Genomic DNA, 20099 nt, shown 5'->3' on the forward strand with positions numbered 1-20099 from the left:
CCTTCATAATTAGTAAGTAATGGTTTTACTGAAGCTCAATTCTATATTTGACAAGATTTGTGCAATTTTAACCCCGGCATTTCCATTTCCATAAATTTTACTTTTAGGAAAATATCCCCCTGAAATAGCCTGTTTTAGGGAATTGTAAATTTGATCCCGATCACTGACTACATCAATTACATTTTCTCCTCGCATTCTACGGTTTTGCCTGCTTCCAATATTTACCACCGGAGTTCCTAAAAAGGAACATTCACGCAGTCCAGCACTTGAATTACCTACTAGAGCTTTTGAATTCATCAACAACCTCAAAAAATCCAGAGGCTCCATATTTTTAAAGAAATGTATGTTATTGGGATTTTCTAATTCACGAAAAGAACGAATGCCGTTAGAAGTCCCATCAGATCCAGCATCAACATTTGGCCAAAACCAAAAAGCTGGATAATTTAATTTCTTTACAGCATATAGCGTTTCCAGAATATGTTTTTTAGCATCCTTATATTCAGTGGTCACCGGATGCTGCATTACTACTATATAACCTTCTTTCCATTCGAATGTTGCGCCTACACCCCCGTATTTTATAAAAGGATTAAAAGGTAAGTCCTTCTCGTCTGCTATTGTTTTTACTAGGTCTATAGATGGACAACCAGTATTAATCACTTTATCAGGATCCTCTCCAAGCTTCAAAACTCTTTCTCTTGCATTCTCACTCGCAACAAAATGGATGTCTGCAAGTTTTGTATTAGCGTGTCTAACTTTTTCATCAATACTCCCAGTAACTTCTCCCCCCTGAATGTGAACCAAGGGAATATTCTGATAAGCAGCGGCGATAGATGTAGCAATAGTTTCAAACCTATCAGCAATAGTCACTACAGCATCGGGTTCTAGATTATAAAAAACATTCGTTAGTTCCATAACTCCAATTCCAGTAGTTTTGGCCATCGTGGTAGGATTTTCCCCTTCAAGAACCATAAACACTTTAGCTGCAATATTAAAACCATCCTTTTCAATAAAATCTACAGCATTTCCATATCTATCCAAGAGCGCGGAACCGGCAATAACCAGCTGAAGCTCAAGTTCGGGATGTTCTTGAATGGCTTCTAAAGCAGATTTTACCCTGCTATAGGATGGCCTGGCAGTGATGACTACACAAATTTTTCTTACTGAATCCCTCATGCAATTTTCTTTCTTATCCACATTTTCATAGCTGATTTAAACTTCAATGCGGCCCAGTGAATTTTTTGTTTTAGATCAGGTTCAATAAAAAGTAACTTTAATCCTCCACGAAAATCTTCTGTTCTCTTTACTGAGTATTCTCCGTTTTTTTTTAGAGAGATTAAATGTACAAATTTCGCTTTCGGGAAAATTTTTTTAACCATTTTTTCCTGTCCGCTTCGATCTCCTTCTATAACAATAATCCCATGCTTATGGAGCATATTTTTTACAAGCTGCAGATTGTTCTCTGCACCATCTATAATAATCAGATTAAATTTATAACCGGAATAAATACGATCTACTTCTGAATAAACATCCAGATTTTTATTCTGTGGTCCAAGATTTATCGGAAGCTGGTTTAAACAAAATGTATTATTTTCTGTTCCAACACATTGGATCCTTCTATCTCTTCCTTGAGCATATTTCAAAATACTACCAGAAATTGTGCCTATTCCCAATCCCACTTCCAGAACAGACCGTACTGAGTACTTTTTTATCAATTTCAATATTTGATATAAAGCATATTCACTAACAATATGCTGACTTCCTTCTGCTTCGCAGAATAATTTGTATTGGTTAGAAGTGAAAGATTTTAAATTCATGAAAAATCTGTTTTATTTAAAAAATTCCATCGAACCAAGTCTTTATTTACTGTTTTTCCTATGACTTGATGAAAATCTTGTGCATTTATCCCTATATTCTTAGGCTTTTTCGCCTCCAGATCTTCAAATGTAATAATATGTCCTTTTTTTAAATTTTTATTTACAGCAAGGGATTTCTCAAATATATTTTTAAGATCCGTGTAATTTGAATTATCACTTTTATCAATTGGAAATTTAATCGCTGTTTCAATATTTCTGATAGCTTTCACTAAAGTGCTGATTTCTTCAATCTCAAGCGAAGAGGTTGCATCAGGCCCAAAACTTTTTCTACTAAAAACAGCATGAAATTCAAGAATCTCTGCACCTAGACTAGTAGCAGCAATGCAGGTTTCTATTTTCGCTGAATGATCAGAATATCCCACGGGTACCTGATACCGTTCTTTTAATTCCTGGATAACATTTAAACCGTACTGTTCAGGTTTGGTTGGGTAAGCAGTCGTACATTGTAAAATACTGTAAGAAACCTTATTCTCATTAAGAAATTCCATCGTTGCATCCAGTTCAGCATATGAACTCATCCCGGAAGATAATATAACCGGTTTGCCTGTTCGAACGATTTTTTCCAGGAGCAAAAAATTAGAAATTTCACCAGAACCTATCTTATAGCGTTTTACATCAAGCTCTTCCAATAGGTCGACAGCTTTGTTGCTGAAAGGCGATGCCAGGAATTCAACATTTTTCTCATCACATCTTTCTTTTAATAACTTCCATTCCGTAAGAGTAAACTCCATTCTTTCCCAGTAATCGAACCTCGTCTTATCCTGTTGGGAAAACTTGATCCTGAATGGTTCATGGATACTACTCTCTGCCTCTGCAATATGTACCTGGAATTTAACAGCATCTACACCGGTGTTGGCAAGTGCGTCAATATATGAAAGTGCCATTCCTAAACTCCCTTCGTGTGCCTGACCTACTTCTGCTATTATAAATGCCATTAATAATGAGGTTTAGAAAGATTATTAAAAGTTGCTATTGTTTCCATTTTCACGGGTTTTCTTTCCCTCCATATTTTACCAATATTAAACATATTAATAAAAAATGCCTTCCAGAATTGATAAAAATACTTTCTTCCCTGGAATGCGTATTTTTTCAAATTAAGAAAATAAAGTCGAGCGATTTTCTTCAGCAACAATGGAAAAGGATAATAGACCATGTAAAAGTAGGCTGTGTTCTTAAGTTGTTTTCCGAATCGAAAGTAATTTGCTCCAGTTTGCTTTCGCATTTCATTATCTACCCGATGATTTACTTGAATTTTATGGGTATAAATAATATCATATTCTTTATCCAAAACTTCTATAGCTAGACACACCTCTTCTCCATAAATATCTATCCATGCAGGAAAGCCTCTTGTTTCATCATACACTTTCTTTCTCACAGCAAAACCACAACCAATAAAATCATTTACCAGAAAATCGGCCTTCTGATTTTTTAGAGTCTCCGGTATTTGGAAGTCGGAATTAAAAATCCCTTTGATTTCTTTAAAAGCTAGAATGCCTGCTGATGGATTCTCTTTGAATAGATCTGAAGCTATTTCAATAAAATTAGATTGAAGTGGATGTGCATCATCATCAAAGCCAAAAAGCAATTCTCCTACTGCAGTTTTATACAATACATTTCGAGCCCGAGAAGCTCCAATACTCTCATCTGAAAAAAGCCAGTGTATATGTTCGAATTCATTAATAAGCTGCGCGGATCCGTCTTTACATCCATCAAGAAAAACCCGTATTTCATGTTTTTCATAGTCTATATAACGGTCCAGAATAGTTAATGTTCTGGATAGTTCTTCTTTTCGGTTCTTTGAAACTATAAGGATAGAAGCCCGCATCTAGTTCAAAATTTTTTCTAATTCAGAACCTAAATTATCTACAGACAGATAATTCTTAAGATCCTCTCTATTCATTCTTAGACCTGAACCCTGAACTTTCCACTGTTCATATAGCTCAACCAGAACCTCTAATATCTTCTCCTCATTATCTGCTTCAGACCAATAGTTATAGTCTTCTCCCAACAGTCGTAATGATTCACTTTTCTTTGGTCCGAGCAGTAGAATCCTCCTTTCAGCTGCGATACAATGGGGAAATTTCCCTGGTAGAAAAGGACTAAAATCAGCTATAGATTCCAAGATTATATTTACTGAGACATGTTTCTGCAGATTTAAAACACATTCAAAATTAAGATAATCCTTTACCATTACTTGCGGAATATCATTTACTATATTCTGAAGCTTTTCCTTGTGGTAGGTTGCATTTCCAATTAATAATAATTCTGCATCCTCTTTTGCTGCAGGAACCTTTTCCAGAAATTTCTTAAAAGCATCTATCAGGAAGAAAGGCGGTCTTTGTTTCATTAGATTCCCGGCATGAAGCAAAGTAAATTTTTCCGCGCTAAAGAATTCCGGAAGGGACTTAGAAAATTCATATTCAATAAGCTGATGCGGAATTATCACCTCTTTTCCTTCGAACTTTGGAAATTTAGACCTCATCCAGTCGCTTAATAATAAACTTGGGTATGCCACCCATTTACATTTGTCTGAGAGCTGTTCAAAAAAATCTATTTTTTTTTGATATCCCGGCTCACTCCACTTATAAGGTTCAGGATAATAATGAAAAGGATAGGGATCGTGTATATAGGCCAACCATTTATGAAGAAAATATGGAGAGTTAAGGACGGCATAATGAGGTCTAAAACTAGCTCCCTTACTCAGAGTTAGGACTAGATCAGGATCATAAGTCTTATGATTCTCCAGCGCATTTTTAATACTTTCAACATCATTAAAGAAGGTGAAACTAAATCCAAATTTTGGTTCAAGATATTGGGCTAGGTTTACACCAAAACCATGCTGAATTTTACGCTGCAGGCGGCTAAGAAAATAATTAACAGAAGTTTTTTTCTCTTGTATCTCAACGCATTCGATATTTGGGAGCTGTATACTTTTTCTAGTGTAATGTAATACCAGGAGTTTATAACCTGCTTTATGAAGATTTAGGATCAAAGCTACATTAGCCTTTGAGCCACTACTATCCTCCACATTGATGGATTCAGCAATAATCAAAATTTTCTTTGAAGACAATACTTCGAATTTTAGGTAAAGCTAAAAATTTTAACGGAAAATATGACATTAAAATCCGGCTTAGTTTTTTAATCCATCTACGAGCTCAGGGTAAAAGGATTTTGGATAAATTTGAAAGTATAGATGTCAAAATGAGCTTTGAGAAGTAACGTTTTTAAAACGCGTGAGATTCTAAAAAATCAACTATTCTTTTAGCAGCTTTGCCATCACCGAAAGGGTTTTCAATATTTTCAAGATCGGGTGGAGTTCCTAATAACTTTAAAGCTTGGTTAATTATATTTTCAGAATTAGCTCCTGTTAAAATTGAAAAACCTGCTTCCACGGCTTCCGCTCTTTCTGTAAAATCCCGGGTAACCAACACAGGTTTTTTAAATGTTGGAGCTTCTTCCTGTATGCCGCCTGAATCTGAGATTACCAGATCACAATTTTTTAGCAAAAAGATCAATTCGGGATAACTCACTGGCGGCAGTAACCTGATGTTCGAAATATTTTGTAACGTTTTTTCTACAGTCAGCTTTATTTCGGGGTTAAGATGTACCGGAAAAACTATCAAATTTTTCTTGTCTCTTGCTAACTCCAAAAGTGCCTTGAAGAGTTCTTCCATTCCTTCCCCAAAATTTTCTCTCCTATGACCGGTCACGAGAATTAACTTTTGAAATTTTGTAAAGTTTAAATTTAATCTTGATGCCAACTCATTTTGATCTATTTTACCTGAAATTAGTCCCAAAGCGTCAACAACAGTATTTCCTGTTTGAAGGATTGTCTTATCATGAACTCCTTCCTTTAAGAGATTTTGAGTGGCCTTCGTCGTGGGTGTAAAATGCCAATTGGCAAGTCTGGAAATCAACTGTCTGTTGATCTCTTCAGGAAATGGTGAATATTTCTGATAGGTTCTTAACCCGGCTTCTATATGAGCTACCTTAATTTGTCTATGAAAGGCGGCCTGGGCAATAATATTGGCAGTCGTAGTATCACCTTGCACCAGCACCACCTCTGGATCAACTTTATCAAAAACCTTATCTATTTCAGAAAATATAGCAGAACTTAAGCCATTAAGAGACTGCCCTGGCTTCATTAGGCTCAGGTCAAAATCAGGCTTAAGTGAAAACCCTTCAAGCATCTGATCCAGCATCTCCCGGTGTTGAGCTGTAGTACAAAGAACAGGTTCCAAACCCCTCTTTCGCATCTCTAAAATAACGGGGACCATTTTTATAACTTCCGGCCGAGTGCCAAAACAAATTATATATTTCAAGCTCTATTCTTTAAAAGTTTTTTAAATCTATAACCTCTACCAAGTACAGGATATAGCTTAAATAGTAATCTATATTTAAATTTTATTATAAATACCCCATCTGACTTTTGAAGAATGTAATTTAAAATATCTTTATTTTTATAAAAGATACTCATTTGCACAAAATGCCTGATTAGCTTTTGGGATAAAAATCCCTTTTTCCGCAAATTATCAATAACAAGTTTTACAGCTTTTACATAGGATTCCATCCTATTTACATTACCATTCCAAAATTCTCCTGTATTGGAATTAGGGTGTTTACGATTAAAATAAAGTACTTCATTAATACCAATTCCCTTAAATCCACTTAAAAGAACTCTGGAATAGCACTCCCATTCCTCGGCATAATGTAAAGATTCAATAAACTTTTCATTTTTAAAACATTTTTTCCGCCATAAGACCGTGCAGGATGCAAGTGGGATTTTATTAGTTATTACATCTTCAATTTTATTTATCCCAATTGGATAAGTTTTAATCGGATAAGCGATTTTTGAAAATTCAGGAATGTCTTTATTGAATGATTGTTTATTAAAATGACAAAAATCGACTTTATAGTTTTCAAGTTGATTTATGCAGATTTCCAAATTATATGGATGTATGATATCATCATCATCAATAAATATTACAAATTGGCCCTTTGCTATTTCTAAACCATAGTTCCGGCAACCCGGAAGGCCCTTCCTATGAGAATGTGGACGTCTCAAATATTGAACACGCTGGTCTCTAGCAGTAAACTTTTCTACCTGTTTTAAAGTATTATCGGTGGAACCATCATCAATAATAATGCACTCCCAGTTTTTAAAAGATTGGGCAATTATAGACTCAAGACTTTCTGAAATTAGATGAGCACGATTAAAGGTGGCTATTATTATGGATATTCTAATCACAATTTAAAAACGTCTTTTATTTTCCGGATAGGATCTAATATTTTTTTCCCTAGTCTAAATTCTAGTTTAGTCCAATTTTTTCTCTCAGCTTTTTCTACCACTTCCAGTCGACTGAGTAAATGATCTACAAAAACTTCATAATGTTCAATGTAAAGATCTTTGTGTTTGATATAAATGTATCTCAGCAAATGATATTTCATCTTATTAGCTCTCGTCGAATTAGATTCAGGTCTAATTCTATAATTTAGAAGCGGTTCGGGAATTATATAAGATACCCCCCCTCCTTTCAATAAGCGAATATAAAAATCCCAGTCTTCATAACCAGATGTCATCTTCTCATCATATCCCCCAACCTTTAACCAATCTGATCTTTTGAATAAAGCACTACCAGAAGAATGATTATATTTTAGAAAAGATTTAATATCACTATTCTTATGTTTAAGAATAGTAGATCTATTTTCGGAAATGCGATTTATATAAGAACTGACAATCTTAATGTTTGAATCATTCTGAATAATACTCATGGCTTTTGTGACGAAAGTTCTATCGAATGAATCATCACTATCCAAGTTTAAAATGTATTTCCCTGTAGAGTTTTGAATTCCAACATTTCTTGCACTACTAGCCCCTTTATTTTTTTGAGTAATCAATTTGGCAATTTTAGGCTCTAGATTTCTCAAAACATTCTTTGTGTTTTGATCTGAACCGTCATCAACTACAATTACCTCAATATTACCATAGTCCTGATTTATTGCAGAATCAATCGATTCACTAATATTTTCAGCATCATTATAACAAGGTATAATTATAGAAATAAGGTCTTTCATTCTTTTATCTATTATAAATCAATCTCCATTTATGAAAAACCATTTTCCTGGAGTAATGTTCTTTTACAAATTTTTCTGCATTTTGGGAAAATTTATCTCTTAGTTTTTTGTTATTAATCAAACGTTCTAAATATTCTGCAAACTTTAGAAAATTTTCCTCCTCACATAAAAAACCCGTTTCTCCGTGAATAATAGTATATCGAACACCTCCAGAATCGAATGCGACAACGGGAAGACCGCAAGACTGTGCCTCTATAGTTGCCAATCCTTGAGTTTCCTTTATTTGGTTATTAAATGTAACGGATGTCATTAAATAAATATCTGCTTGTCTAAGCTTTACTCTTATCTCTCTTTGAGTTCTTTTCCCTAATAGGTTTACGTGATTATCTAATTGTTTTAAATGAATCAAACTTTCTAGTTCTTTTCTATTCGAACCCTCACCAATTATAAAATATTTTACATCAATACCTTTTCGAACTAATATATCTGTTGCTAATATACCATAACGGTGTCCTTTAATGCTTTCCAACCTTCCAACAGAGATAAGCCGAATTGGATTATTAGGGCGTTTTCGTTTCCGCATGGAAGTAAAATAATCAGTATCCACAGGAACAGGAATAACCTCTATTTTGTTTTCTGAAAATCCTATCTTCATTAATTGTTGTTTCAAATATGGAGTGTTTGCAATAATCCAATCTCCTTCATTGACCAAGTAATCATAATAACCATCCCGCGGAATAAGACCATTAATAGGAAAAAATGCATCATGGCCATGAAATGACACTATAAGTCTGGAGTCAATAAAACCTGCTTTTTTTAAAATATCAATGGGATGAACATTAGTTCCATATTGAACGTGTATAATATCTATATTTTTAAATTGATCATAAAATGCGATTTCAAATATCCAGGTAAGACTGAACTTTGATTTAAGTTTAACATACTTTATAACCTTTAAAAAATTAGTAATTCTACTTAGAACAATCCCTATAACTTTTAATAATCTCCAAAACTTATTCTGCGGAATATCAAATTGTTCAAAAATGATCTTATCAGAAATTTTGTATTTTTCTAGGAGCTCTGCTTGAGAGCTTTCTTCAAATTTCAAAAGATCTTTAATCAGAATTTTAACATCAAAGCCTAATTCAATAGCCATAATGATTTGATTAACAATAAATGTTTCTGATATAAGAGGAAATTGCTGAATTTTGAATAGGATAGTTTTCATGCGATTAAGACCCTACTAAATTTTGATTCTTTTAGAAACTATCTTAAAAGACTCTTTTTTCCTTAGATGCCTAAGAGCTTTAATTCTCCAAAATTTAGTGAGACCTATAAAGCTCTTTCTATAATAGATTTTGAAAATCAAATCCTGCCTTATTTCTTCTATTACTGCGTTAAGCTCATTCTTAGGAAAGACTTCCTTATTATTGTTTAAATTCTTCAAAGAATTAAGCCAGTTAAGAAACATAGAAAATTCTGATACACTAATGTAACGGTCGAATAAGAATACCTTTTTTATAAGGGTATCAGGAAAAACAGTTATGCAATAATCGAGCATTTTAAATAAGGACAATCGAATATCAGCATCCATATGTAATTGTTTCGACTTATTTTCTCCTGAAAGTTGATTTTTATGAATTCTATAAATCAACAATGGCTCCTGTATATTAAACATTTTCCCCTTCCAGCAAATTCTACTCCAGAGCTCGTAATCTTCTCCATATTTGAGGTTTGGATTTAATTTAAATTCTTTTAAAATAGTACTTTTCATCATCACTGATCCAATGCTTAATGAGCAATGAATTAGCAATCGCGTAGATATTTCATTATGGTATTCGGCATGTCTAATAAGCTTTTCAGAATTCATCATTTGCAACCAAGTACCACACACCATCAAATCTTCATCTAATAAAAATTTCATAATTTGCTTTTCAAGCCTAGTGGGAAGCGAGATATCATCACTATCCATAAACGCTATAAAACTTCCCTTGGCATTGGAAATTCCTTTATTTCTGGAAACAGACACTCCATAATTATCCCGATTTCTTAATAACCTGATTCTTTTATCCTTGAACTGTTTAATAACTTCCAAAGTATTATCAGTAGAAGCATCATCAACAATGATAAGCTCAAAATTTTTATAGGTCTGGCTTAAAATACTTTGAATAGCCTCTCCAATAAATTCTGCTCTATTATAAACCGGAATAATTACCGAAATTAAGTCCATTGTAATATTAATAACTGAAAGAGTATATTCGTATTTTAAACCTTAGTGCAATAAAAGAGGAAAATAGTTAAATTGGAAATAAATTACCTAATACTCGTTCATAAAAACCCTTTCCAGGTAAAAAGGCTTGTCCAGAAACTTCAAGGACCTGGAATAAATTTCTTCATCCATATAGACGCATCTGCAGAAGGTAGAACTTTTAAAAGCTTACTTCAAAATTTTGAGAATGTTTTTTTCATTTGTAAAACAGATAGAAAAAAAATAATCTGGGGAGATATCAGTATGGTAGAAGCTTCCTTAAATTTAATGCATAAGGTTGTGCTTGAAAAAAAAACTGGTTATTGCATTCTTTTAAGCGGCCAAGATTACCCCTTAAAATCTAAAGATTATATCAAAGATTTTTTTCAAAAAAAAACGGGAATGCATTTCATCAGTTTTTTTGAAATGCCACATCCAAATTGGGATCAAGGTGGAATCCCACGTATAAAAAAATACAAAATCAATAAATCTTCTCAAAGGGAGCATTTTCTTATGTTACCTTCCATTTTCGATAAAGATTTCTACTCAGAGGAAACTTTGGGAAAATTGAATTTTTTAAGGAAGACCGGAAGGTGGAAAGATATGGTACAAGCCCTAAAAAGGAGAGAATTCCCAACTTGTTTGGAGCCTTATGGAGGTGGACAATGGTGGGCTTTCCCTATAGAAACTATCCACAAAATATTAGAATTTAATGAGAACCATCCCAATTATATAAATTACCATAAATATACTCTTATTCCAGATGAAATTTTTTTTCAAAGTATCCTTATGTATCTTGAGGACTATAAAACTAAAAATATCGCGAAATCCATTACCTATGTAAACTGGAATAGAGGAACGGGTCCTCTTCCAGTAACTTTCACTTGTGAAGACATCGAAGAGCTAGAAATAGCTTCTAAAAATCACTTATTCGCTAGGAAATTTGATATTGAAAAAGATGAGGATATTTTAGACCAAATTGATAAACAACTTTTAATTTGAAGAACTAATATTAATCTTACTCTTTTACTTCCCTTTTGCTTTATTTAATAGTAAATATCCTTTTCTGGAAATACGTGCCGTAATTAAAGCAATTTCAAAAACATTCTTGGATATTCTTCCTAATTCCATTTTCACGATTTTAGAAACCTCACCAATATATTGGGATTTCTCATTGAGTCTAGCTAATTCAAAACTAATATTCATCATTCCAAAAATAAGTTCTATGCGAGTCTTAACATCAAGATCTTTGTTTATATCCCAATATGTAAAAAGTCGGTTTTCTAAAAGTTCCCGATTAAAGTTTTCGATAGTTGTTGTAAGAGATTTTTGTATAGAATCTGGATGCAATCTTCTATGTGTAAGTACAAGATCAAGGTATTCACCTTTTTCCGATATAAGAAGCATTTTGCAGAAGTAATTATAATCCTGCCAGGATTTCATTTGTTCATTCCACTTAATTTTCATTGCCAGGTCTCTTCTCAACATTACATCATAAGTATACCAGTGAATCTTTAATAAGATAAAATCGGAAGCTCTAATACCGTAATTTTTCCTTTCATAGAAATAAGGCTCAAGAAATTCTGAATTCTGAAAGTTTTGCGTACGTGCAACTATGAAGTCCAGCTTTTTTGCTTTAATTACCCTAAGCTTTTTTTCTATATGATTTGGTGTCATTAGATCGTCACTATCAAACCAAATAATATAATCTCCGGAAGATTTTTCAAACCCATAATTTCGACAAGAGTTAGCACCTTTAGGGTAATGATCAGGCCTTTCGTAAATTTTTAATTTTGAGGTCGCTTTGGATTTCTTATAGATATTAAGAACAGCTAAAGTCTCATCTTCAGATTGATCATCTACAACAATGCATTCCCAATTTTGATAAGTCTGTTTTAATATAGAGTCAAGGGTCTCCTTAATTAGATTATATCTATTAAACACAGGAATTATGACCGATACAATTTCATTCATATAAATTTTTATGAATTATTGGGTTTTGTATTTTTCAATAATATTTCGCCTCGCCCAAAAATTAAATATGAGAAAAAAGCTAAAACTAATTTTAATTTATATTCGGGATTCAATTTTTTGTCTATTATAAGCTGGTTTTTTAATATCTTAAAAGCACACACAAAATCACCCTTTAATAGATTAATTCTATAGAAACTCAAGAAATAGTTGCTTAGATATTTACTGAAATAGTTTTTTGATTTTAAATATTTAAAAACCTTTTCTCTTGCTTTAAAATAATGTAGATGTCTTTGCTCATCATTGCTATAAGAAATACTATTTAAGTGCTGTCGAACAAAAACTAAACTTTTTTTTATGTAATGGTAATCCGGACTCTTAAATAAGCATCTGCTAAAAAATTCCCATTCTTGTGCCGCTTGTAAATCTTCTTGGAATAAAACATCCATACTTGCTATAAATTCCCGTTTCCATAAGACCGATGGAGTTAAGAATACAATTTTTATAGATATGTAGTCGTCCAAAGCATTCTTAGAATAGATCTTAGGGTGTCGCGTTTTAACCCTAATTTTATCACTATTCTCAAATACTAATATTTGACATACTGAGAAATTATATGGTTTATTTGTAATCGCTTTAACTTGTAATTTAAGTTTCTCAGAGTGCATCAAATCATCACTATCAAACCAATTGACAAATTCTCCAATCGATTTTTCAAAACCATAGTTACGACACGCATTGGCTCCTTTAGGTTTTTTAGCCGGTCTTTTAAAGTATTTGATTCTGGGATCTGAAGTAGTATAGAATTGCAATAATTCCTCAGTATAATCTGTAGAATGGTCATCTACAATAAGACACTCCCATTGTCTATAAGACTGTGCTATAATTGAATCCAGCGTTTCTCCTATTAAATGAGCCCTGTTATAAGTTGGAATGATAATGGAAACCAGTTCTTCTTTCACTCTCGTTTTAAATTTTTAAGGGCGCAATATCGAAATCACTATGGCTGAATAAATAAGCATGCTTCCCATGAAACTGGATCTGGCAATTCAATAATTTTCGCCATTCTCTGGCGATCTCCCACTCCTCTTGCCTGCCTATATCATCAAGAAAAATCCCGAAATTATCTGCCAATCTTTGCCTTAAAAATGGAACAGCAGAGTACCTGGCATATGGGGTAATTCCGCCAAAGGGGCCATCTACAAGGATACAATCAATCTTATTTGTCCCCTGGACTAAAGATGACACCTTTTCCAGGTCATACCAGCATTTTTGACTTTTATATAAAAAATTGGAAGAGATTGGTTCTAGGTCTACTTGAATGAAATTCACATATTCATCTAATCCGTAGGCCTTTAACTGATATCGGAGTGTACTTATCCATTCCGGGTTTGATTCAACGCTATTAAAACGAGCATCAAGATTATGTAATTTGATCAACTTTGCGATATAAAATGTAGAGGCACCAGCTCCAAATTCAACAATAAATTCGCGTTTGTTAATTTGAATATCATTAAGGACATGATGAATGGTTTCGGGAGAAATAGCCCAGGCCGAAAAAGGAATAAAATGATCCTTAGAAAATAGATTGGAAATCTGTGCATAACTAAACTGGGCTTGTTGGAGTTGTTGCTGATTATTTCGAATAGACTGAACTCTGGAATCTACAAATCCTTTAATTTTATCCTTTAATTTGTTCAGTATTTCCATGTTCTTCGATTCAATTTAGGAATAGAAAATATTTCAACATTTGTATATTTCTTCTATCCAGGGGTCTCATGCTTAAATATTGCAGCCAGTACCTAAAAGCCATAGACCTCATATGGTTATTCTTGCAATTATAAATTAAACGCAAGCAACTATGCGCTTTATCTTTCCTTTCAATTTTATAGTTTCCAACAGTTTGAGGGAGACAAGTACGATATTTTTTATGAAACGCTAATAAGGATTTTACCCAATCTTTATTCTTATTTCCTTCTGAAAAATGTTCCAGTAGAATTTGATTAGTCACCATTACTTTATAATCATATTTTCTATATGATAGTGAAAAACTTTGATCGTAATTATGAAAACCTTTTAAAGTCTCATCAAAACGGATCTGCTCTGTTTTCCTTGCTGCCATAAAAACCCCGTCTAAAACAACTACTTCTGAAAAATTCTCATTTCCAAAACCAAACTGAATTAGTTGCTTTTTACCAATCTTTGGGTGTTGGATAATATTCATGTAAAGATGTTCAGAAGAATTATTCCACCAGCCAGAAGGTATGTTTGCTTTTATCCTGGAGCCTGCTATGCCAATTAAACCAACCTTTGGATTCTTAAAGCCTTCTAACAATTTTTCTCCCCACCCATTAGTATGAAAAATCACATCTTCATGAACCAGAACGAGAAATGGATATTTCGATTTATCTATCCCATTATTATAAGCTTCGGCTATACTTAAATTCAACACTCTATTGTCTATTCTTATTAATTCGAAATCTACTTCTCCTATAGTACAGGATATACTTTTGGAAAGTTTTTCAAAATTTGCTGAATCGATTGAACAAATAATTATAGAAAACAAGAATTATAGTTTTAAAAATTTTTTAAAATAAAAAATCGCACTAGCTAAAGGATTATTTTCCCTGCTCAACTCATGGTTACGATAATTCAAATAAACTTGGCGATACTCTTTTGCATATTTTGTGGCAATATAATTTTCATTCATTTGTCTGATCTCATCGGAATACTGCCTGATCATTGAATTCGTTCTAATCCTATATTTAAATGTAACTTTATCAAGATGAAAAAACTCAACTCCCAATCTTCCAAATGAAAGCCATAAATCCCAATCCTCGTTCCCTTGGTGTGGCATTTTTTCATCATATCCTCCCACTTGCTCCCATAATGATTTTCTAAATATAGCACAGGCATCGATATAGTTTTGGACAAGAAGTTTTTCGAAATTAAATTTTTCAATATGCCATAATCCAGATTTTTCGCCGAAAAGTTCCGCATGCCCATGTACTACACCAATATTTTTTGATTTAAATATTTCAATAGCCAATTCACAGAATTCACTATCAACAAGATTATCAGAATCTAGTGGTAATATAAATTCACCCTCAGCTCTTTCTATCCCATAATTTCTTGCTTTACCCAAGCCTTTATTTTCCTTGTAATAATATTTAAATCGCTTATCTTTTAAAATAAAGGATGCAGAGATAGATTTGGTATTATCAATAGAACCATCGTCTACAATTATAGCCTCCCAATTGGAAAATGTTTGTTTAAGAAGAGAGTCGAGAGTTTGATAAAGAGTCTTCTCAGAATTAAAGCAAGGAATGATTATGCTTATTTTGTTAAGCATCGTAGCTATTTTTTTGCAACTATTAAATAATTCATGGTATTAAAATCATAATAATACTTCGAGTCTAGAAATGAAAAAATCAAATTATTTAATCTTCGAAAAGATTTTAATTTCACTAGGAATTTTGGAAAAGTATGTATTACCATTTGGCCGAAAGTGGACCATTTCCCACCATTCGGCAAAATCTCCAACAATTCAAACCCTTGTTTTTCAAAAATATATTTAAATCCATATTTAGTAAATCTAAAATAATCATATGGTTGCTCATGTAAGTGCCAATACATTGGTCCCGATAATATGATATGTCCATTAGGTTTTAACAAACGGTAAATTTCTCTTAATAATTTTTCGTGATTGTCAACATGCTCAATAACTTGAGTACAGATAATGGTATCAAAAGTATTATCCTGGAAAGGAATAGATGTAGCATCACAAATAATATCTACACATTTTTCACTTGATTGTATTACATCACAACCGATATATTCATCTGAAAAGCCATTAAAATAAGATAAATAAGGTTTATTACCGCAACCAATATCTAATACTTTACCTTTAGAATAGTTTTCAATAGCGTAAACTATATCACGTATTAATGGTTTATAGACTAAATAATAATGATCAGATAAATCAACATCTTTGGCGTTTGTAAACCTTTTTAAATTTTTCTTCCTCATCAATTTCTAAAAAAATTTTTGGAGAATTCTAACAATGTAGGAAGTATTCTTTCTACGCTGTTTAAGAATATTTTCAATCCTATTTGTTTTATGAATTAAAAGTTCTTTTCTAACTAAATCAAAACAATTGAAACTTTGCATATTTTCTAAATCAATATTCAGAGACACTCCATTTTTAACAAATAAAACAATATTCTGCTTGAACCACCAAGATATCTCGGTTTTATCCCATATTAGTGGCCTTAAGGTATCATAACATGAATAATCATTTTCTTCAAAAATCTTTATCCAATAATCTAGAAATTGTTCGTTTACATGGTCTGTCCCTTCTTGACCTGGTATAGCAGCTGAAAAAAGTATAATATCCGAAAATTGAGTTAAATCATTTATAAAAGAATTTGCTCTAGTTGCAGTCAAATGTTCTGCGACTTCCAGACACATGGCCAAATCGTACTTTTTTTTGGGGGATAAATTTAGATTAAGATCAAATTCTTCAAATTCAGTAAATGCGTCAATCAAAAGTAAAGACTTATCAACGAACTTTGCATCAATACCTTTAACTTCAATATCAGCATTATGTCTTTTCCAAACATCTAACCATGCACCAACACCACAGCCAATATCAACTACAGAAGTTGGGTGAATCCAATTATTTATTAAAGGGACGATTTCTTCAGCTGATTTTTTTGATTCTAAAAGCTGTTTTTCATAGAAATATTTATTATAGTCATTTAAGTTTCCCATAAAACTTACTTTTTTACGATAACAAATAAATTATTTGGAACTAATTATAATTTCTGCAATTAAGTAGTCCAAAATCCTTTATCTATATATTGACAAACGTTTTTCTGCCACCCCCATTCTGGTTCTTTTTGATCAATCATTTCGACCTGAAAGGAACAACAATCGAATTCTTGGATTTTTTTTCTAGTCTTTGAGTCTGCTAAATGAACTTTAAGACTATATAGACCTTTGTATAAAGACAAATTTTGATAAGTAAAGGAGAGAATATTTCTACCTTTAACTCTACAAATAGGAGTATTTATATCGAAAATATAATCATACAGTACTGGCCTCTGCAGATGATTCAAGATTTGAAAAGACAACGCTAAATTTTTTATATCTTGTTTCGGCATATTAATTTCAAATTTAATCACGAAACTGCCATTGTTTCTTTGAAGAACACCTCCTTCTGAAGTTAAAATTTCCACTTTAGTAACTGATGGTATATCCAATAAGGCTTTTTGTGAAAAGCAATTTTCTCTTAAATGACTTTGAGAGTAAATTGCTATTGCTTTATTAGTTTCTTCTAAAGTTAACATCTTCCCGCTATCAATTACCATAGTTTTATTAGTAAGTGTGCTAACAGCACTTAAATCATGACTCACGAAAATGACCGTTCGACCTTCTCCGGTAGAAAGATCATGCATTTTACCGATGGCTTTTTTCTGAAATTCGGCATCACCAACCGCCAATACTTCGTCTACTACCAGAATTTCCGGTTCTAAATGTGCTGCTACGGCAAAGCCAAGCCTAACCGTCATCCCACTACTATATCTTTTAACCGGTGTATCTATATATTTTTCACACCCGGAGAAAGCAATAATTTCATCTAATTTGGCTTTTATTTCAGCTTTACTCATTCCCAGGACTGCTCCATTCATAAAAATGTTTTCTCTACCCGTAAGCTCACCGTGAAAGCCTGTCCCTACTTCCAACAAAGAAGCGATTCTTCCCCTTGTTCGTATTCGCCCAGTAGTTGGAGCGGTAACCCTAGATAAGATTTTTAATAAAGTAGACTTTCCAGCTCCATTTTTCCCAATAATCCCTAGGACCTCACCCTGTTTCACCTCAAAATTGATATCTCTTAAAGCCCAGACATAGTCTTCAGTGGCTTTTGCGCTGCGATCATTAACACCTCCAATTTTTAAATATGGATCCTCCTTTCCTCTTACTACATGCCACCACCGATTTAGATCGTGACTCAAGGTTCCTGTACCCACAGTTCCCAATCTATATTGTTTAGATATATTTTCTGCCTTTAAAATTATGTTAGACATAGGTATTCATAGGTTAAATTCTAAGGGTATTATCTATTTCTAAGACCAAATTTGCCGATTGGTTATCGAATTTTCTTGCAAAAAATGGTTTATATGAACCATATAAATTAGTAAACTCCACTTTATCCCGAAACATTTCCAGGTGAAATTCATTAATTTTTGCGGGAGCTGGTTTAACACTCCAATCTGTAAATGTAATATTATTGCGGCAATGGTTTTTAATATCCGAATTTCCAATAATTGTAGGAATAAGGCTTTCTTCAGGGCACCAGGAACTTTTAAAGAATTTCAATAGTTCCGGATTAGCCTTTAATTCATCCAAAATATAAATCACAGTATTTGATGTAAGTGCCCACCAGGTAGAACCATGATAAATCGCTTTAAAAGGATATTTTCTTTTAATTAAAAACTTACTTAAGAATTTTTCCAGTTTTCGAAAAATTTGCGTTCTTCTACTTCCCGTATCTCTCCTGTCGAATGCATCAAAATAATAATACTTAATTCTATCCTCAGGTTTATGGGAATGAAACCCTTTTATTAAATTAATAAACTCTCCCCCCTGCTTAAGCTGTTCATATAAAAAATAATTAGGTCGTATAGGATAATCTGCTCCGCTAAGTAGAATGTGATAATCTGAATTAAATTCCAGAGAATTTTCCATTAAATCTAGTATTGCAGCCATATGCGACCATCCACCCCACCAAACCTTTCTCCTTTTTATGAACCTAATATTATCACCGGCAAGATTAGCTGGCATAGTGCTTTTTTTATCAATATGAATATAAAAACGAACATGCGTTCCGTCATTTAAAGCAGAAATGAGTTTTTTTAAATGTTCATAGTTACCAAAAGCAGTAATTAAATAAGCTATTTTTAATTTAGACATTTAAACCGTATCTATAAAGTTCTTTTCAGTTCGGTTAAAAATTATCAATCCAATAAGGAAAGTAAATACAGAAACTCCAAGAGTATAATAAAATGTCTCCCAGGTAAAGATTCCAGTATCTAATAACATATATCTAAAACCTTCAATTATCTGGGTCATAGGGTTATATTTTACCAGCCATTCCCATTCGGGCAGTTTTTCAGAAACCTCACTTAACGGGTAGGGTACTGCCGAAAAATATACAAGCAGAGAAGTTGCAAATCCTACCAAAACAGTAAGGTCTCTATATTTAGTGGTAAATGCCGAAATGATCATTCCCAGACCTAATCCGAGCGTAGCCATCATTAGAATGTAAACCGGAAATAATAAAATGTTCAAATTAGGACTAACTTTTATCCCAGTATACAAAACATAGAAATAAGCAATCCCTAAAATAATCATTTGAATTCCAAATTTAAATAAATTAGTAATTACGTTAGAAAGGGGCATAATCACTCTCGGGAAATAAACCTTACCAAATATTGCCGCATTGGCCCTAAACGTATTAGAAGTACCAGTTAGGCATTGTGAAAAATAATTCCAAGCTGTAATTCCGGTTAAATTAAATAAAAATGGCGGTATTTCACCTGTGGGTATATTAGCAATATTATTAAAAACTAATGTGAAAGTTACAGCAGTAAACAAAGGTTGAATAAAATACCAAAGAGGACCCAGAATAGTCTGCTTATAAACCGTTACGATATTTCTTTTAACAAAAAGAATTAATAAATCTCTATATCTCCATATCTCACGAAAGTTTAGATCTATTAATTTTCGCTTTGGAGTTATTTCATATAGCCAATCATTCACTTCATTTTCTCTCATTACTCAAAATTCCTCATAAACTTTTTCCACGACAATTTAAGCTGGGATACTTTCGATGGGGCTGCTCCATAATATCCTTTGGCATAACGATT

At 32.9% G+C, this 20099-nt stretch carries 21 protein-coding genes; 1 reads left to right on the plus strand and 20 read right to left on the minus strand.

What is annotated here, in order from left to right:
- Positions 1-9 precede the first annotated feature (9 nt).
- From neuC to ACNKXV_RS12175, 10 genes are all read right to left on the minus strand, one after another.
- Positions 10-1173, minus strand: a complete 1164-nt coding sequence (gene neuC / locus ACNKXV_RS12130) for a UDP-N-acetylglucosamine 2-epimerase (RefSeq protein WP_417908003.1) — start codon at positions 1171-1173, stop codon at positions 10-12.
- Entirely contained in the window at positions 1170-1814 is a 645-nt protein-coding gene (locus ACNKXV_RS12135) for a hypothetical protein (RefSeq protein ID WP_417908004.1), read from the minus strand. Before ACNKXV_RS12135 ends, neuC begins: the two co-directional genes overlap by 4 nt.
- Positions 1811-2809: an N-acetylneuraminate synthase family protein gene (locus ACNKXV_RS12140; protein WP_417908005.1), complete on the minus strand. Its 999-nt coding sequence runs from the start codon at positions 2807-2809 to the stop codon at positions 1811-1813. The genes ACNKXV_RS12135 and ACNKXV_RS12140 overlap by 4 nt, the downstream gene beginning before the upstream one ends.
- The gene (locus ACNKXV_RS12145; protein ID WP_417908006.1) at positions 2809-3699 is read right to left on the minus strand and encodes a glycosyltransferase family 2 protein; all 891 of its coding nucleotides are present in this window, start codon (positions 3697-3699) and stop codon (positions 2809-2811) included. Before ACNKXV_RS12145 ends, ACNKXV_RS12140 begins: the two co-directional genes overlap by 1 nt.
- Positions 3700-4944, minus strand: coding sequence for a glycosyltransferase family protein (locus tag ACNKXV_RS12150; RefSeq protein WP_417908007.1), 1245 nt, complete (start codon positions 4942-4944; stop codon positions 3700-3702).
- A gap of 154 nt (positions 4945-5098) precedes the next feature.
- Positions 5099-6151, minus strand: coding sequence for a non-hydrolyzing UDP-N-acetylglucosamine 2-epimerase (gene wecB, locus ACNKXV_RS12155; protein ID WP_417908008.1), 1053 nt, complete (start codon positions 6149-6151; stop codon positions 5099-5101).
- A gap of 41 nt (positions 6152-6192) precedes the next feature.
- Complete coding sequence (locus ACNKXV_RS12160) at positions 6193-7122, minus strand: glycosyltransferase family 2 protein (protein ID WP_417908009.1); 930 nt, start codon at positions 7120-7122, stop codon at positions 6193-6195.
- Complete coding sequence (locus ACNKXV_RS12165) at positions 7119-7949, minus strand: glycosyltransferase (protein WP_417908010.1); 831 nt, start codon at positions 7947-7949, stop codon at positions 7119-7121. The genes ACNKXV_RS12160 and ACNKXV_RS12165 overlap by 4 nt, the downstream gene beginning before the upstream one ends.
- Before the next feature lie 4 nt (positions 7950-7953).
- Positions 7954-9177, minus strand: coding sequence for a glycosyltransferase family 4 protein (locus ACNKXV_RS12170; RefSeq protein ID WP_417908011.1), 1224 nt, complete (start codon positions 9175-9177; stop codon positions 7954-7956).
- A 15-nt stretch (positions 9178-9192) separates the two neighbouring features.
- The gene (locus ACNKXV_RS12175; RefSeq protein WP_417908012.1) at positions 9193-10179 is read right to left on the minus strand and encodes a glycosyltransferase family 2 protein; all 987 of its coding nucleotides are present in this window, start codon (positions 10177-10179) and stop codon (positions 9193-9195) included.
- 72 nt (positions 10180-10251) lie between these two features.
- On the opposite strand from ACNKXV_RS12175, the gene ACNKXV_RS12180 reads away from it, so the two are divergent.
- Positions 10252-11199: a beta-1,6-N-acetylglucosaminyltransferase gene (locus tag ACNKXV_RS12180; protein ID WP_417908013.1), complete on the plus strand. Its 948-nt coding sequence runs from the start codon at positions 10252-10254 to the stop codon at positions 11197-11199.
- A 24-nt stretch (positions 11200-11223) separates the two neighbouring features.
- Here the strand turns inward: ACNKXV_RS12180 and ACNKXV_RS12185 are convergent, their stop codons facing one another.
- The 10 genes from ACNKXV_RS12185 to ACNKXV_RS12230 are packed head-to-tail and all read right to left on the minus strand — an operon-like array spanning position 11224 to position 20007.
- Positions 11224-12171, minus strand: coding sequence for a glycosyltransferase family 2 protein (locus ACNKXV_RS12185; RefSeq protein ID WP_417908014.1), 948 nt, complete (start codon positions 12169-12171; stop codon positions 11224-11226).
- A gap of 8 nt (positions 12172-12179) precedes the next feature.
- Complete coding sequence (locus tag ACNKXV_RS12190) at positions 12180-13130, minus strand: glycosyltransferase family 2 protein (protein ID WP_417908015.1); 951 nt, start codon at positions 13128-13130, stop codon at positions 12180-12182.
- A gap of 7 nt (positions 13131-13137) precedes the next feature.
- Positions 13138-13878 carry a hypothetical protein gene (locus ACNKXV_RS12195; protein ID WP_417908016.1) on the minus strand — a complete coding sequence of 247 codons (741 nt, stop codon included), beginning with the start codon at positions 13876-13878 and terminating at the stop codon, positions 13138-13140.
- Positions 13879-13888: 10 nt separating this feature from the next.
- Positions 13889-14734: a glycosyltransferase gene (locus ACNKXV_RS12200; protein ID WP_417908017.1), complete on the minus strand. Its 846-nt coding sequence runs from the start codon at positions 14732-14734 to the stop codon at positions 13889-13891.
- 3 nt (positions 14735-14737) lie between these two features.
- Positions 14738-15520, minus strand: coding sequence for a glycosyltransferase family 2 protein (locus tag ACNKXV_RS12205; protein ID WP_417908018.1), 783 nt, complete (start codon positions 15518-15520; stop codon positions 14738-14740).
- A 5-nt stretch (positions 15521-15525) separates the two neighbouring features.
- Positions 15526-16197: a class I SAM-dependent methyltransferase gene (locus ACNKXV_RS12210; RefSeq protein ID WP_417908019.1), complete on the minus strand. Its 672-nt coding sequence runs from the start codon at positions 16195-16197 to the stop codon at positions 15526-15528.
- A gap of 6 nt (positions 16198-16203) precedes the next feature.
- Complete coding sequence (locus ACNKXV_RS12215) at positions 16204-16941, minus strand: methyltransferase domain-containing protein (protein WP_417908020.1); 738 nt, start codon at positions 16939-16941, stop codon at positions 16204-16206.
- Positions 16942-17000: 59 nt separating this feature from the next.
- Positions 17001-18257 carry an ABC transporter ATP-binding protein gene (locus ACNKXV_RS12220; RefSeq protein ID WP_417908021.1) on the minus strand — a complete coding sequence of 419 codons (1257 nt, stop codon included), beginning with the start codon at positions 18255-18257 and terminating at the stop codon, positions 17001-17003.
- 13 nt (positions 18258-18270) lie between these two features.
- Positions 18271-19143 carry a beta-1,6-N-acetylglucosaminyltransferase gene (locus ACNKXV_RS12225; protein ID WP_417908022.1) on the minus strand — a complete coding sequence of 291 codons (873 nt, stop codon included), beginning with the start codon at positions 19141-19143 and terminating at the stop codon, positions 18271-18273.
- Positions 19144-20007, minus strand: a complete 864-nt coding sequence (locus ACNKXV_RS12230) for an ABC transporter permease (RefSeq protein ID WP_417908023.1) — start codon at positions 20005-20007, stop codon at positions 19144-19146.
- Positions 20008-20099: the final 92 nt, after the last annotated feature.

Origin of the sequence: Christiangramia aquimixticola (assembly GCF_048285835.1) — a bacterium.
GTDB lineage: Bacteria > Bacteroidota > Bacteroidia > Flavobacteriales > Flavobacteriaceae > Christiangramia > Christiangramia aquimixticola.